A 15,761-nucleotide genomic window follows, 5' to 3' on the forward strand; every position below is an offset into this window, starting at 1 on the left:
GCTTACCAATCCTTATCGACAGGGACTTGTCGGCGTCGTTGTTCACGTTCGGTTTGCATGCGTCGCAGCATCTCGCGATCGCGAATCGCTTGCAACATTTTTTGGGCTTCGTCCTTGGTCATGACGCCGATCGCGGTTGGTTTCTGGGGATCATCCTTGTCCGCCGCATCGTTTTCGTTTTGACCATTGACGGCAGAAAGCTCTCCTTCGGTTTTTGAAGGATCGGATTCAGCCGCCTCGGTCGGTTGCGGTTCCGCGTCACTCGGATCCGCATCGCGGTTGTCATCGGATGCGACATTGTTTTGGGGTTGATGGGGCGACGACTGATCCGAGGCAGGATTTTCCGGAGGGTTGTCGGCACCCGAATCCGCATCCGGCGGCATCGATTGCGAGTCGCCGGACTGGCTTGGGGCGCGGTTTGCGGATTCGGATGTTTCGCTTTGGCCGTCGTCCACATCGGATTGTGAAGGATTGTTCTCTGCCGAACCTTGGTTTTGGTCCTGGCTCGGCTGAGCTTCGGAATTCGAATCCGAGTCGCCTTCCTGGCCAGCATCCTGTGATTGCTGTCCCTCGGACTTTTCGGTCTTCGATTCGTCTCGTGGATCCGAATCATTGGACGGCGAGGGATCTTGTTTCGACTCGGATTGTTCGCTGTCGGGCTCGTTTTGTTGTTGCGGGTCCTGTTGCTGCTGTTCTTGTTCTTTTTGCTGTTGCTCGGGCGATTTTTGCTCGTTTTGCTGTTGCTGAATATGCGAGATTAGTTGCATGGCTAATTCGATATTCGCGCGGGCGTCCTGGTCCGTCGGTGTAATTCCCAGGGCGCTGCGATAATGTTTCACTGCGTCTTGGAGCAATCCGACAGCCGTTACCGGATCACCTTTATCGCTTTCGAGCATCTTTAACGCTTCGGCATAGCGGACATTTCCCAAGTTGTAGCGAGACCGGGCCGCGATCTCGTCGTGATCCGATCCACTGAGCTGCTGTAGCGTTTCGCTTGCGCGCTCGGTTTCACCAGCGGTATACTGTTGTACGGCTTCGTTGTAACGCTGCGCATCCGAAGGGACGGCTTCGCCGGCAAAAGCAATCGTGTTCACCACGCCTACGATCAACATGATTTGCAGGTAAGTCTTGATCACATTCATATTGCTTGTCCCCCCGCTTGCACTGGATCATCCGAGGATGTCGGCAACCAATAAGTCATAACGGCTTCGCACAGGAAGCTGATCAGTGCCAAACCAACAAACCACTGGAATCTGGCTTCGTATTGATTGATCTTGGCGGTTTCAAATTGTTGCTGTTCCACTTTGGCGACGTATTGGTGATAAACACTCGCCATGTCGACTTGTTTGGTTTCGGCGGGAATGAAGGCTCCGTTGGTTTCGGTTGCCACCGCTTGCAAAACTGCTCCATCGAGTTTCGACCAGACTTGTTGACCGTCGTAAGTCACGTAGTTGGAATCGCCGTTGGTGCCTGCAGGAATCCTCGCGCCTTCGCTCATGTTGCCCAATCCAATCGTGAAAATACGAACGCCCTGGTCCTGATGAATTTGTTTGGCAACCTTCAGCGGTTCACTCTCTTGGTCTTCGCCGTCGGTCAGAATCACCATCGCCTTATGATCGTTGGTCTTGCTCAAGAATCCTTTGCTGGCCACCCGAATCGCATCCCCTAAACGCGACCCACCTCGGCGGATCGAATGCGTTCCCACCTCTTTCAGCGAGCGACGAAAATCGTCGTAGTGGTTGGTCATCGGCACGATTTGGCGTACTTCGCCGGCAAACACGACCAATCCGACGCGGTCCCCCGCCATCACATCGAGCATGTCGTTGATTTGTTGTTTGGCTCGGCTCAGCCGGTTTGGCGTCGCGTCTTCGGCCAGCATTGACCGAGATACGTCGACCACAAACATGACCTCGATTCCTTTCTGAGGAACCTCTCGCCACACTTTGCCCCAGCGAATGTCGACCAGTGCAATCGTGAGAAACAAGAACGTCAACAGCAACAGCACCGTGCGTACGGCAATACGCAAACGATGGTGCGGTGGCAGCAATTGTGAGCTGAAGTTTGCGGTCGCAAAGCGGCGTAATTTCGCGCGCATTCGCACCGCAGCCCAGACGATCACGACGACGCACGCCAGTGCTAGCCACAGCCAATTCAGTGCGAAAGGGTTGCCGTATTGAATTTCCATTGCTTGAATCCTCATGCGTTCTTCCGTTACACCCACGCTCGAATCAGCACATACTTGACCATCACGCTGGCGGCGATCAAGAAAAATGCACAAAGGGCAATCGGTGGAAATGTGATCGCGTTCCAGGTGAACGGCTGGACCGCCAATTCGCGGTAGTCCGTGAATTGATGCGATTCGATCTTCGTTTTCTCGAGTTCATCGATCGCTTCGTAGATCGCTTCGAGCGACTGAGTGTCGGTGGCCCTAAAGTATTCGGCTCCGGTGGTTTCCGCGATTTTTCGCAGCGTGTCTTCGTCGATGTTGACGTTCATCCACTGCACGGTCGATTCGCCAGTAAAGGGATGCCGCGACGGAAACGGTGCTCGTCCCTTGGTGCCAACCCCGATCGTGTAGATTTTGATTCCCATCGTCTTGGCCAGCTCGGCGGCCTGGATCGGGTCAAACTCACCCGCGGTGTTCTCGCCATCGGTCATCAAAATAATGACTTTGCTTTTAACCGATTCTTTGTCGCCCGTTTCCAATGACTGCAGTTTTTCGACCGCCAAACTGATGGCATCGCCGATCGCGGTCCCATCCTCGCGGCGCTGCGTCACAATCTCGGCTCGATTGAGTTGTTCAAGTAGGAATGCATGATCCAGCGTCGGGGGTGTGATGGCGTCAGCGAATCCGGCGAACGTGATCAAGCCAATCAAGTCGCTGGCGCGGCCGGCGATTCCATTTTGATCCGCTTCCTCTTCGTCTCCTTTGACAAAGCTTGCGGCCACGTTTTTAATTGCGGTCAAACGATCGACATGGTTTCCATCGATCTTAAAATCCATCGCCTGCATGCTGCCGCTGCGGTCAACGACCATTTCCATCGCGATCCCTTCGGAATCGATGACGGTTTGCTCGCGGCCCACCCGTGGTCGCGCTAAGGCAATGATCATCGCAACCAACGCCAACAGCGTCAGGAACTCAGGCAGCCACGCCAACCGTTGACGCCACGTTGGCCGAATCCCCGCGATGCTGTGGGTCGAGCTAAATCCAATCGACCACGATTGTCGTCGCCGAAACATGCTCCAGCCAAGCAGCGGTACCAAAGCCAATAACAATAGGAACCAAGGACTTTCAAACATCACACGTCCTCCCTGCTGCCGGACGCGACTGGCGAACCGGACGAATTGTCCAGCAATTCATGCACAAAATTCGTCGCGTCGTGCACCTTTGGTTTGATTTCCTCCGGCGCCAACTGATGCGGTGCGAATTTGGTTTGTTCAACGTCCATCAACCATGCGTTCAAACGGTTTTGATGTTCACTGGCAAGCGATGATTTTGATGTCACGAAGCGAACGACTTCGTCGGTGGTCATCACGGTGGGGTTCATGCCTTCGCAAGCGATGACGAAATCGCGAGCGATCTCGGCAAGTTCGAGGTAGGCCGATCGGTCGTTGATTTGTCCGGCCTCGTGACGCTGCTTCAGCGAGGCCAAGCGTCGCGATGCCCACTGCTTTGGCGTGACGGGCTTTTTCATCCGCCGTTTGACCAGAAATGCAACGAAGGCAAGGGCTATCAATCCGGCTGCGATCGCGGGCCACCCAATCGGTGTCGATTCGGATTGCGAAGGAATCGGCAACGCGGGTTTCATCGGGCGAAACGTCGTGGGGTTATCCTCGCTCGTTAAGACGCTGTTGATTTGGATCGGAATCGGTTTGCTGCGAACGAGACCTGATTGCGAGTTGGCTGCATCGCGAAGAACATAACGAATCTCGATCGCAGGAATCGTCTGCTCGCCCACTTCGATCGTTTCCAGTCTCATTCGCCGCGTCCAACGTCGCGTTGACGAATCGGCGTCATCCAGCACCGGTATCGACGGCAAATCCTCGACCGCGACGACATCAAATGGCCCCAATGCTTCGGTCGTTGGCGGAAAAGTGATCTCCGCGTCCACGGGAGCTGTCACGGTGAGCGTCAACTCGATCGGATCCAGCAGCAATGCCTCGGTTCGATTGACGGTCGCGTTGACGTCAACTTGACGGTCATGGTCGGCGGCATCGAGGGGTGTCAATCCGATCATCATCGCGATTGCGAACATTGCTACTCGTGCGACCGCAAGCAAGCAAAAACGAGGTTGGCGTTCATGTGCACTGATTTCACGTGCATTCAATCCGTTCACCGCTGTGTCTCCCGATGATAGAAGTACTGTTGCAGTGGATGGACAAAATCGTGTCCGGTTTCAAGGTAGATCGCGGGCATTCGCATGCGTCGAAAGGAGGACTCGAGGTTCTCGAAATGCTGCTGTACGGAATCAGCATAGGCACGTCGCACGCGGGCGCTGCTGGTGTCCATCGTGACCAATTGGCCGGTTTCTAAATCACGCAGTCGGACCAATCCGATATTGGGCATCGTCATTTCCCGCTCGTCGCGGACGACGACGGGGATGATCTCGTGACGACGACGAGCGACCTTTAACGTGTTCTCGCAATGAGTGTCTTGGAAATCGCTGATCAGAAAGACGACCATTTTTCGGTGCGACGTGCGGTTGAGATGCTCAATCGCCGACGTCACACTGGTTCCGCTGCCCACGGGTTGGCAATACAGCAGGTCCCGGATCAATCGCAAACAGTGGCGAGTGCCTTTGCGAGGTGGAATCGATTTTTCCACGCGATCCGAAAATAGCGTTAAACCAACTTTGTCATTGTTTTTGATCGCAGAAAAGGCCAAGGTCGCGCCGAGTTCGGCGACCAATTCTCGCTTGGTTTGTGATTGCGTTCCAAATCCTTGCGACGGACTGATATCGACCAACAGCTGGACCGACATCTCTCGTTCTTCGCGAAACAGTTTGACGTAGGGCTGATCCGCCCGCGCCGTGACGTTCCAATCGATGCTGCGTACGTCGTCGCCGATCGCATACGGCCGGACTTCCTCGAACTCCATACCGGTCCCCTTGAACGCCGAGTGCCATCCGCCGGCCAGCAGATCGTCCACGACGTGGGAGGTTCGGATTTGAATCCGACGAATCTTTTTCAGGATTTCTGGAGGAATCAAGGTTCGTGAGTCTCTTTAAAAACAAGTCAACGGTGGGCGAGTCAACCATGATCCGCGTTGGAACAATCGCTGACGTAGTGGATCTAGCTGAAGATCCTGTCCGCATGGGATCTTTAGCAAGATCCACTACGGGGTTTGTGGCATCGAACATTCGGGCGGGCTTAGGGCACCGCAACCGCGTCCAAAATCATTTGTACGATGTGTTCGCTTGTTTTCTCTTCCGCCTCGGCTTCGTAGGTGATCATCACACGGTGACGCAGCACATCCATCGCGATGTCTTTGACGTCCTGAGGCGTGACGTAGGCTCGGCGATGCAAGAATGCATTCGCTTTGGCGGCCAATGTCAAGTTGATCGTCGCACGTGGCGACGCACCGAACTGGATCCACTGGGTGATCGGCAAACCGTAGGCCTCGCATTTACGTGTCGCCATCACCAAATCGACGATGTACTCGGCAATGCGTCGATCGACAAAGACTTGGTCGACAAGGTCGCGAGCACGGACAATCTCTTCGGGCGTGGTGACCGCTACGACTTCGTCCACGCGGCGTGTTCGCGACATCCGACTGAGGATCTCGAGTTCTTCGTCGCGAGTCGGATAATCGACGACGACCTTCATCATAAAACGGTCCATCTGAGCTTCGGGCAGCGGGTACGTTCCCTCTTGCTCGACTGGGTTTTGTGTGGCCATCACGAGGAACGGATCAGGCAGCGGAAATGTTTCGCTGCCGATCGTGACTTGGCGATCTTGCATCGCTTCGAGCAGTGCGCTTTGCACTTTTGCCGGAGCCCGGTTGATTTCGTCGGCGAGAATCAAATTGGCAAAGATCGGGCCTTTTTGGACGACAAATTCTTGTTGTGCCGGCCGATAGACTTGCGTTCCAATCAAGTCGGCCGGAAGCAGGTCGGGGGTGAATTGCAGCCGCTGGAAATTGGCATGGATCGCTTTCGAGAGCGTCGCCACGGCGGTCGTCTTGGCCAGCCCCGGAACACCTTCGATCAACAAATGACCACCGGTCAAAAGTCCGACCAACAAACGATGGACGAGCACCTGTTGTCCGACCAGCGTTTTGGCGACCTCGTTGGCCAACCGCTGCATCGGTTCGCCGTGCCGTTTGATTTCCTCGACCAGCTGCGAGTCCAGCGATGGGTGTCCAGCACTCGTATTGTCCGTGGTATCAGCTTCAAACATTGTTTCTCGTTTTTCCATGGAAAAGGGAATCGATGCGGAAAAATTTCGGGGGCTTGGCGGTAACGCCGTAACGAAATGACCGTGCCCATTTCAAGATGAATTTAGGTAATGCAAATCAAGTACCAGCGGCGATTCGCGGCTGAATTAGGTGGTTTTACGAAGTGTATCAAAATGAGTTCGCGGTAGATCCGGGGCAAATTGCCCCATGCGTGTCAGCCCGCCGCGTCGAGGAATTGCAGTCATTTCGCGATTCACATTGCTCCATTCGCTTGGTTTTGCTACCTGAGTTGTTGTCGATGGTTGCCTCGGGGCGACATCGCTACGTTCCTCGTTCACAAACCAAGCCAATCCCGTGAATTCGGCCACGACTGACGCCCCTTTTGTGTTTTCGCCCGCGAGCTCGCCGCTCGGCCCGCATACGGCTGCGCCGTCGTCCAAAAAATCACCGGCCTCCCGTTCCAATCGGGCTCCTGAATCGCTGGTCGATGAAACGCGGCGCGAGATTTCCGAGATGGTTCGCGAGATCGCGTTGGCGGTTCGCAGTGAGCGATCACGTGCTGAATTTTTTGGTATGTTGGCAGATCGTATCCTACGAGCGATGGCTGCCGAAGGTGTCGTGATTTGGCGAATCGAATTAAGTGAACGAATCGACGTAAGTGAACCGGGGTTTGCAGGCGGATCGGACGCCGCGGTAGCCGGGACGCCCCGAATGAGTGTCGTTCATCACATCGGCGAGATCACGGACCGCTCGATTCCCGCGGCTTCGATCGCGGCGCATGATCGTATGCTGTTAGAAGTCAGCGACGCGGCCCAGCCCGTCGTGGTTCCGGCTACGCCGGATGCCTCGGATCCCGACGTGCCCGCGAATCCCACGCACTTCCCTGCCGCCGTCGTTCCGATTGAGTGTGAATCGGCCAGCACCGGTGAATCGTATCTGCTCGAAGTCTTTCTCGAACAAGAATGTGGCGTCGCCACGCAGCGTGGATATTTGCGTTTTGTCGCTCAGATGGCCGACCTTGCCGGCGAATTTTTGCGCAGCGATCAACTTCGCGACTTGCATCGCCGACGACAGCGAAGCGAGCAAGTCGATGCCGTGATTGCATCAATCCATGGATTAACGAGTCGTGAAAAGATCGAAGCGAGAGTGGTCGACGCCGCTTCGGATCTATTTGGATTTGATCGCGTCGGACTCTGTTATCTCCGCAATGACGTGGCCCAACTGAGTGCGGTGAGCTACGTCAACGCGATCGATTTTCGCGGTGCGGCGGCGAAACAGATGGTTTCGACTGCGGAATCCTTTTATGCCCCCGACACCTATGTGTTGTTGGAAGCAGACGATTCTGATGACAAACCCAGCACGCCACTGCTGCCCCGCGTTGTGGTCGCTGCGGAATCAGGCGATTCGCTCTGTTTGGTCGGTTTGGCCAACGCGGATTCAGTAATCGATTGCCAAAGCATTGCAAATGATCTGCAGCGGTTGGCGAAGCATGCGGGACTTGCGATTCGCCATCGAAAAAGTATTGAAGCAATCCCCGGTGGCCAATGGTTGGTGTCGTTTGCGAACCAAAGCCGCGGCCACCGCAGCGGAAATTGGTTGGCGCGAGGGTTTGCGATCGCGATGTTGACTCTAATTGCGGTCGTCGCGTTTCTGCCGGTGCCAATGGTCGTCACCACCCCTGCGACTTTGCGACCCGAAAATGTTCAATCGCTGTTCGCGTCACGCAGTGCGATCGTTCAGCAAATCCATGTCTCACACGGTGACCGAGTCCAGCGTGGGCAAGCTCTGCTGAGGATGCACGATCCTGAACTGGAAAAACAGATCACGACGCTGCTGGGGCGGCATGCGGTGCTTTTGCAAAAACAAGCCGCGATCACCACGGCATTGGTGGATACTGCATCGCATCGCAGTGATCGCCGCGAACAAATTCAAAGCGAGCGAAGTTTGGTTGCCGAGGAATTGCAAGCGATTGACGATCAGTTGCAGATATTGAAACAAGTCAAAGAATCGCTGGTATTGCGTGCCACCGAAGATGGCGTGGTCGATAGTTGGCAAATCCGACGGCGTTTGCTCGGTCGGCCCGTCGTACGAGGCGACAAACTGCTCGAGGTGATCGGCGAGAACACGGCTTGGTTGGTCGACGCCCGCGTTCCGCTCTCACGAATTGCCTCGGTCCGTTCGGCACTGAAATCGGAAACGCTTCGCACCGCCGTTTTGATCGATGGCAGCGAAACGCCCAATCACAACGCCGTGGTCCAGCAATTTGGTCCTTCGATGCGCAACGTCAAGGACGACACCGACACCAAAGCGGTGGTCCTTCGTATTGAAAACGGTGACGACATCGGCGCCTTATTCGGTGCGGGGCCGGTTTCAGGATCGCCGGTGCGAGTCCTGTTCCGCTGTGAAACCAAGCCCGCGATCGGAGTGCTGTTTTTTGACGCATTTGAAGCGGTTCGCAGCACGATCGGACTGTATTGGTCGGCCCGTTCCCAACCCACGGAAAACGCAGCATGAAGATCATCACTCTCGTATCACGCTCGCTGTGTTTCTTGGCGAGTTTGACAATGCTGGGCAGCAGTTTGGCTGCAGAAAACAGCACGATTGAGGTCACCGATTGTGTCGTCCGCTTCGCCGAGGAAGTGCATGTGCCGAGTGTTGAGTCGGGACGTGTGGCGGCGGTCAACGTCAAACTGAATGAACCGATCGACAACAATGTCATCATCGCCCGGTTGGATGATCGATCGCTGAAAATTCGGCATCGGGCTTCGACGCTGCGACTTGATCATGCGCGTCGTACCGCGATGGACGATGTTGAACTTCGGTACGCGGAAACGGCATTGGCCGAAGCCGAAGCCGAACTGGATTCCAACCGATCGATTCAGAAAGATGTTAGCGGCGCGATCCCGCTCAGCCATCTCCGCCGTTTGCGTTTGGCAGTTGAACGTGGCGAATTAGAAGTCGCGTTGGCTAAGAAGCGACGTGTCGAAGCCCAAGTCGAAGTTGAAATGCGTGAAGCCGATGTCGCGATGCTCGATGACCAGCTTCGCAATCTCGAGATCACCAGCCCGTTGGCTGGGACGGTGCTTGAAATTAGCCGTTCGCCCGGCGAATGGATCGAAAAAGGAGAGGCAATCGCCACGGTCGCACGTGTGGATCGTCTGCATGTCCACGCATTGGTGCGGCAAGAGATGTTGCCCTTGGGGCAATGCAAGGGGTTGCCGATCAGCGTGCACTGGATCGATTCACACAGTGGTCTCGAAAAATCATTACGCGGAAGTGTATTGTCGCTTGACCCGCAAGTATTAGCGGGGGCTCGCTATCGATTGCATGCGGAAGTGATCAATCGCCGAGACGAGACAGATCCGTCGCGATGGCAATTGGTCCCAGGAACCGAGGTGCGGATGAAGGTGTTTGTAAACCAACCTGTTGCAGGAAATGCTTCGGCGCCGACTCGCTACTTGAGTGAAACATTGCGATAGTGTCCGGCAAACCCAGCGATTCAAGTTCACCGATTCTCCCACACATGCTGATGTCCAGCACGCCTGCTATCGAAACGCCGCGATTGAGCATTCGCAGCGATCTGGATGCGATTCGGATCGATGAAGGGCAGCGCGCAGCGCGGCTTGTGATCGACGATGTCAGCGGCCGGTTCTCGCGAGTCACCGAGCGAGCGTGGCAACAACTAAGCCGTCGTGACGCCAATCCGATGTTGTGGAAACAGGCGCAGCACGCCGGTTGGACGCGGACGCGATCTGGTGTCACACCGAGACGGTTTTCGCTACTCGCAATTCAAATCCCGCTGGGCTCGATCGATGGGATCGCCAAATCGATGGCGGGATATAGCGGAGTCTTGTTCGCCCCCATTGCGATTGTGCTTTGGAGTGGGCTGATTGCCGCGGCGCTGCTGTTGGCAATCTCACGCAGTCCGCAATGGATTCATGGCGTGCAAAACTTGCCGCAATTCCTCTCGTCCACCAATTCCCTCTTAATCGCAGTGACGTTTCTAGCAACCAAAACGGTTCATGAACTGGCGCACGCGGTGATGTGTCGGCGGATGGGGGCGCGAAGCAAATCGGTAGGCGTGTTTCTGTTTTGCGGTGTCCCATCCCCCTATTGTGATGTGACCGATGTGTGGCGGTTGCCCTCTGCACTGAGTCGCGCGGCGGTGATGGTGGCGGGGATCTATGTCGAGTTGATCATCGCTGCGATTGCGACCTTTGTTTGGTGCGCCGCGAACGATCCGGCAATCCGTCTGCTAGCGATGAATTTAATGATCGTGTGCGGGATCAGCACGGTGCTCTTTAACGCCAATCCGTTGATGCGGTATGACGGCTATTTTGTCTTGATGGATTGGGTGCGAAGTACCAATCTACGTCGCGAAGCACGCGACTGTTTTCAAGCGACGGTAGTCAGCCGCGTTGCGGGCCATGATTACGGTCGCGCGCGGCGTAACGATGTCCGTGGCATCGCGTTGTCGATCTATCACGTGGCCTCGCTGATCTACCGCAGTTTAATTTTAGTTGCGATTGCCACTTTGATACTTAGCCTCGCCGGAGCGGTGCATTTGCGGTTTGTTGCCGTCTTGGTGATCACTTTGGCGGCAGCTGCGATGATGTTGCGTCAAATAAAGTGGAGCTTTGGAATTCTACGAGGAGAGGGGGATTGGATGAAGGTGCGTTCGTGGCGACGTTTCGCGGTGGTGCTATCGCTGGTTGGAGTTTTAGCGTTAGCCTTGTTATTGCCTCTTCCTCGCTACCGTCACGTGGTCGGCATCGTTGATTCGGCGGACGCTGTCAACGTGTTTTTGCCACCGGACAGCCAAGTCAAATCGGTCGCGACCGAGGTGGGACAACACGTTCAGGCAAATCAATTGATCGCCACGTTGGCAAAAGACCACGAATTGATTGAAGAGGCACGGCTGCAAGGTGAATTGCGATTAGCCAAGTTGCGAAGCAATCTCGCGCGTCGAACCGCGCTGGATCGCCCCCAAGTGGCATCGCAGTGGACGACGCTGCAAGCGGCGGAAAAGTCGGTTGAAATGTTATTGGACGATGTCCACGGCCGACTTGATCAGACCGACGTGGTCGCACCGATTGAGGGAACGATGTTGCCGCCAACACCGCAGTCGGAAACGACCGGACTCGCATCGTCGATCTGGCTGTCCGGCCAAGTGGGCGCTCTCGCCGATTCGCGAGAACCATGGTGCCGAATCAGTCCCCAGGGGCAGCGACACGCGGTTTTTCGCATCGACGCTCGCGACCATGACAAGATTACCAACGGGACCGAGATCCGCATCCATTTGCAGAATGGGTCGGCGGGTGTGATTTCGACGGCGATCCAGTCGGTGTCCGCAATTCAAGCCGACTCGCAATCGATCACGCAAGAAGCAAACTACCAAATCTTGTGCCCGTTGCCCCCTTCCAAGTCGGACCAGATGATGGATTCGATCGGGGCATCGTGCTCGGGGGTTATTCGTTTGCCATCACGTGCGATCGCTGCCGATCTTGTCTACTGGATCAGCGAGTTTGTTCGTGGCCAAATCTAAATCCGATCGGGATCGGCAAGCGACAACGGCTCAAATGCCCGAGCCATCGCAGCGGTTACCCATCGATATCAACGCCGGGCCGCACCCCAGCCTATTGTCGCTCGAGAAACTGCTTGAGGATTGCGAACTTCGGACCCAGCGGCGTAGTGGCCCAGGAGGCCAACACCGTAACAAAACGAGTTCCGGTGCGTTCCTATTGCACCGGCCTACGGGAATCGTAGCCGAGGCGACCGAGCGGCGAAGCCAAGCCCAAAACCGCGACGTGGCACTGGAGCGATTGCGGTACACGCTGGCTGTCGCATACCGTACGAAGTCCGTTTTTGACCCGCCGCTTCCGGACATCGAAGCCGAGTTTCGAGAACGGTTTTGCGGAAATGTCAAAAGGATGAACGAACACAACATCGACAAGCCTGCGATGGTCGCGCTGCTGCTGAATGATCTTCACGCCAGTGGTGGGCAGCCGAGCTTGGTCGCCAAACGGTGGAAATGCAGCACCAGTGCCATCGTCACGCTGCTGCAATCGGTGCCCACGGCGTTCGCCTTAGTCAATCAAATACGGCACCACCATGATCGATTGCCGCTTCGGTGACGCAGACTAACCGCGATATCCCCAACGATCGTTCGCGAGCGAGTTAGGGTAGCTACGTTCGCCAGAACGTGGTCCACCGTCTGGCGACGCTAGCTACATCAAGGATGAAGATGGTCTAAGTTTGCGGTAAGCAATTCAAGCAGGGGCGTTCGGAAAAATGACCCGAGCCGACGACGCTATCAAAGCCATGGCGTTTCTCACTTATGCCGCCTCGATCCAAACGAAGCTCGAGAGCGTCTAGGTGCTTGATTTTCTTGCTTCCGATTTCCAGGGTGATGCAAAAGCGAAAACGGCTCGCGGTGAAACAGGTTCACAGCGAGCCGTCTTGTTTGATTCAGAAAGCGAAGTCCCAATGAGGGTGGACGCTTAAGTCGCTTTCGCTTTGGTGCGAGCTTCGCGAAGTCCTCGGCTGAGGATATCACGCAGCATCGGCGAGAAGTCTTCGTACTTGGCTTCGTCCGGTGCTCCCTTGCTGAACTGGTAGATCGCATCACGAGGTTTGACGCCCAGTGCGATTAGCGAGCTGCTGACCGTACCGTACTCGGGATTTCGCATCACCATGCTTGGACGACCTTGGCCGACCGGGGCACGGGCGAAAACCTTACTGGCGACGGCCAAGAATTTCACAGGCGAATCGAGCGTTTGTAGCGTCAGTAAGCGACGTGCCATCTGAACCCGTTGATCTTCGGGGTCGTTCAAGTTGCGAGCGCCGATGATATTCAATCCATCGCGAAGCTCGACCACCTCTTGGCGTTCGTCTGCATGGATTGCATACCCGTTGCTGGCGTCGGCAATAATGATATTGCAGCCTTCGTAGCGGGTTTTCGCAAACTCGGCATGGGCTTTATCGAGCGCCTTGTTTGCGGTGGTGCAACGAAGCAGATCCAGAGCAAGCAAACCACGTGATCGCTGACCAAACAGGGGCATCGACGTCGCTCGGTTGCACAAGCCGACGAAAACACCGTTTTGGTTTACCCCCAGCCACGTCCCACTTGCTTTCTGGTCAATCCCACATAACACCCGGGGCTTGCCAGATTGGATTGAAGGCGGCAAGCTTGAGCGGTTGTAGTATTCTTCGCGATTGGCGGCCACCAAAATTGGACTTTCGGGGACCAAGCGATACTGAACGGCCAGTAAGCACATTTCGCAAGCTTTCTTTTCAAAGATCGGTTGGAGGGAATTCTCGGGCTGACGCCAGTCCCAGCACCGAATTGGTCTGGAGCAACGACTCAGCACAGAACAATGTATCTACGCAGTCACCTCCACTACACCCCCTGGTGAGGGGTGTCCGTCAAAAATTAACTTGATTCAGCGAATTCCGCCCTCCTTGCTGGAATTCTGGGCAATCTTTGACGCTCAAATCGGTCGATAAGGATAGGTAGCTGGGCAGATGTGAATGCCTTTTACCGTTTTTCGACCGTCCAAGCCCCCTGAACGAAGTATGGAAATCAATACCTCGGGACCCCATTCCAAAGCCGTTTTGGCGATTCGCACCAATGTCAGCGTCACGCTTGCCAGGCAAAAGGTGCCGCTTCGCCGGATTGTTGACCTCGTTCAAGGGTCATTATTGACGTTCGACACCCATTGTGACGAGCCGCTGACGCTTGAAGCGGGCGGCCAGCCGATTGCGATCGGCGAGACGATCAAAATTGGTGACAAATTCGGAATCCGAATTCGCGAGATTCTTCGTAAAGAAGAAGACTAGCTCTGTGTCCAGTATTTATAGGCTCGCATCGTTTGCCGGGCCGCTTCTTCGGGATTGGGCCATGCGAAGGCTTCGGCACACAGGTATCCCTGATAATTGATTTGGCGAAGCGCAGCGATGATGCGGCCGTACTGCATATGGCCGCAGCCCACCGGGCGGCGGTTGCTATCGACAAAGTGAATGTGGCCGACCTTGTCGCCGCCGCTGATCAAGGCCTCGGCAATATCCGCTTCTTCGATGTTCATGTGGAACAGATCGCACAGCAGCGTGACGTTTTGGGTCGAGAGTGAATCGAGCAACTTCACTCCATCGGCGACCGTACAGCACTGGTTCGTCTCGTAGCGGTTCAGCGGTTCGTAGATCAGCGGCACGTTGTACTGAGCGGCGTGGCTGCCGCCATCTTCGAGCGCTTCGCACAAGTATTTTCGTGCGGTCGGAGCATCGACCACGGCATCGGAGCGTCCTTGCATCGATCCGATGATCGCCGAAGCTCCGAATTGGCCCGCCAGATCGATGACGTCTCGAACGAACTTCTTGGCTTGTTCACGTTTGCCAGCATCGGCGTCGGCGAGTTGCAGTTTATGCTTGACCCAACCCGCCCCGGTTCCTAATGCGGCAAGTTTCAAGCCCGCTTTGTCGAGCATCGAAGACAATTGATCGGCATCGATCGCCTCGGTTCCAGGAGCGAAAATCTCCACCGCGTCGTAGCCCAACTCTCCCGCGAACGCGATCGATTTTTCGAGCCCGTCCCAAAGCACAAATGGGCCGCCGCGAGCTTCTTCGACCAGACTAATGGTAATACAGGATTTCATGACAGCTTTTTTAGGAACAGAGGGAGCATGGATGGGAAATGGGAGCAGCGGGACAAAGCGTCGAGGATCACCCTAATCCTTCATCTAAATTTGACCGTAGTGGACGAGGCAACGAGTCCTTGCCCTTTGCCGAGCGTACGGGCCTCGTTCACTACCCTAAAGTCAACACAAATAAAGCACTACGCTGCGGGGCTGTCGTTGTTTTCAGGCCGGCCTTCGACGTAGACCCAGTTGTGAATCGGTTTGAGGATCTCGATTACTTCGGCCACCAAGGTTTCATCCATCGGCTCGTCGAGCCAATCGCACCACTGGGCAACGCGGTCAGGGTTTGCCGAACCGGTTACGCAGCTTGCAAATTCTTCGTTTGCGACCGAGTACTGCAGTGCTAACTTGGCGATGTCGGTGCCTCGCTCGGCACAATGAGCGGCCGCCTTCGCGGCGACTTCGCGAACCTCGGGCGTGGCTTTGTGCCACTCGGGTAGCGGAGAATTGGTCAGCAAGCGTGCCGAGAACGGCGCCGCGTTGATCAATCCCACCCCTTGTTCTTTACAGGGCTCGACCAACGCCAACGCCATGTCGTTTTGCAGCGTGTAGTGGTTGTAGGTCAGCACCACATCGAGATCGGATCGCTTGAGCATCTCCAAGAAGATCTTCATGGGATAACCGCTCACGCCAATGAAACGCACCTTGCCCTTTTCGACTTCCTTTTTCAG

General features: G+C 55.6%; 14 protein-coding genes. 5 read left to right on the top strand and 9 right to left on the bottom strand.

The genetic code is table 11. The annotated features are described in order from the left end of the window. Positions 1 to 2: 2 nt before the first annotated feature. The 6 genes from ABX962_RS00390 to ABX962_RS00415 form a co-directional block, all read right to left on the bottom strand. On the bottom strand, positions 3 to 1,142 hold the full coding sequence (locus ABX962_RS00390) for a hypothetical protein (RefSeq protein ID WP_372715547.1): 1,140 nt from the start codon (positions 1,140 to 1,142) through the stop codon (positions 3 to 5). After that, positions 1,139 to 2,185, bottom strand: coding sequence for a VWA domain-containing protein (locus tag ABX962_RS00395; RefSeq protein WP_372715549.1), 1,047 nt, complete (start codon positions 2,183 to 2,185; stop codon positions 1,139 to 1,141). Before ABX962_RS00395 ends, ABX962_RS00390 begins: the two co-directional genes overlap by 4 nt. A gap of 26 nt (positions 2,186 to 2,211) precedes the next feature. Beyond that, positions 2,212 to 3,300, bottom strand: coding sequence for a VWA domain-containing protein (locus ABX962_RS00400; RefSeq protein ID WP_372715551.1), 1,089 nt, complete (start codon positions 3,298 to 3,300; stop codon positions 2,212 to 2,214). Continuing rightward, a complete protein-coding gene (locus tag ABX962_RS00405; protein ID WP_372715553.1) occupies positions 3,300 to 4,256 on the bottom strand; it encodes a hypothetical protein in 957 nt (318 codons plus the stop codon). Before ABX962_RS00405 ends, ABX962_RS00400 begins: the two co-directional genes overlap by 1 nt. A 77-nt stretch (positions 4,257 to 4,333) precedes the next feature. Next, complete coding sequence (locus ABX962_RS00410) at positions 4,334 to 5,209, bottom strand: DUF58 domain-containing protein (protein WP_372715555.1); 876 nt, start codon at positions 5,207 to 5,209, stop codon at positions 4,334 to 4,336. Between the two features lie 161 nt (positions 5,210 to 5,370). Then, positions 5,371 to 6,306: a MoxR family ATPase gene (locus ABX962_RS00415; protein ID WP_345328523.1), complete on the bottom strand. Its 936-nt coding sequence runs from the start codon at positions 6,304 to 6,306 to the stop codon at positions 5,371 to 5,373. Positions 6,307 to 6,751: 445 nt separating this feature from the next. Between ABX962_RS00415 and ABX962_RS00420 the strand changes: the two genes are divergently transcribed. Genes ABX962_RS00420 through ABX962_RS00435 form a run of 4 tightly spaced genes read left to right on the top strand, consistent with a single transcriptional unit; the run spans position 6,752 to position 12,531 of the window. Continuing rightward, complete coding sequence (locus ABX962_RS00420) at positions 6,752 to 8,911, top strand: HlyD family efflux transporter periplasmic adaptor subunit (RefSeq protein ID WP_372715557.1); 2,160 nt, start codon at positions 6,752 to 6,754, stop codon at positions 8,909 to 8,911. Continuing rightward, the gene (locus ABX962_RS00425) at positions 8,908 to 9,876 is read left to right on the top strand and encodes an HlyD family efflux transporter periplasmic adaptor subunit (protein ID WP_372715558.1); all 969 of its coding nucleotides are present in this window, start codon (positions 8,908 to 8,910) and stop codon (positions 9,874 to 9,876) included. Before ABX962_RS00420 ends, ABX962_RS00425 begins: the two co-directional genes overlap by 4 nt. 50 nt (positions 9,877 to 9,926) lie before the next feature. Further along, the gene (locus ABX962_RS00430) at positions 9,927 to 11,942 is read left to right on the top strand and encodes a hypothetical protein (RefSeq protein ID WP_372715560.1); all 2,016 of its coding nucleotides are present in this window, start codon (positions 9,927 to 9,929) and stop codon (positions 11,940 to 11,942) included. Beyond that, positions 11,929 to 12,531 carry a peptide chain release factor-like protein gene (locus ABX962_RS00435; RefSeq protein ID WP_372715562.1) on the top strand — a complete coding sequence of 201 codons (603 nt, stop codon included), beginning with the start codon at positions 11,929 to 11,931 and terminating at the stop codon, positions 12,529 to 12,531. Before ABX962_RS00430 ends, ABX962_RS00435 begins: the two co-directional genes overlap by 14 nt. A gap of 366 nt (positions 12,532 to 12,897) precedes the next feature. On the opposite strand, the gene ABX962_RS00440 is transcribed toward ABX962_RS00435, so the two are convergent. After that, entirely contained in the window at positions 12,898 to 13,674 is a 777-nt protein-coding gene (locus tag ABX962_RS00440; protein ID WP_008696001.1) for an NRDE family protein, read from the bottom strand. A 298-nt stretch (positions 13,675 to 13,972) separates the two neighbouring features. Here ABX962_RS00440 and ABX962_RS00445 point away from each other — a divergent pair, with 298 nt between their 5' ends. After that, a complete protein-coding gene (locus tag ABX962_RS00445) occupies positions 13,973 to 14,236 on the top strand; it encodes a FliM/FliN family flagellar motor C-terminal domain-containing protein (protein ID WP_339936531.1) in 264 nt (87 codons plus the stop codon). Here the strand turns inward: ABX962_RS00445 and ABX962_RS00450 are convergent. Together ABX962_RS00450 and ABX962_RS00455 are read right to left on the bottom strand one after the other, a co-directional pair. After that, entirely contained in the window at positions 14,233 to 15,048 is an 816-nt protein-coding gene (locus ABX962_RS00450; RefSeq protein ID WP_372715564.1) for a TIM barrel protein, read from the bottom strand. The two genes, ABX962_RS00445 and ABX962_RS00450, sit on opposite strands and share 4 nt — an antisense overlap. Positions 15,049 to 15,227: 179 nt before the next feature. Continuing rightward, a partial coding sequence (locus ABX962_RS00455) for an aldo/keto reductase (protein WP_372715565.1) occupies positions 15,228 to 15,761 on the bottom strand: 534 nt, incomplete at its 5' end.

Origin of the sequence: Novipirellula sp. (genome assembly GCF_041583735.1) — a bacterium.
Lineage (GTDB): Bacteria > Planctomycetota > Planctomycetia > Pirellulales > Pirellulaceae > Novipirellula.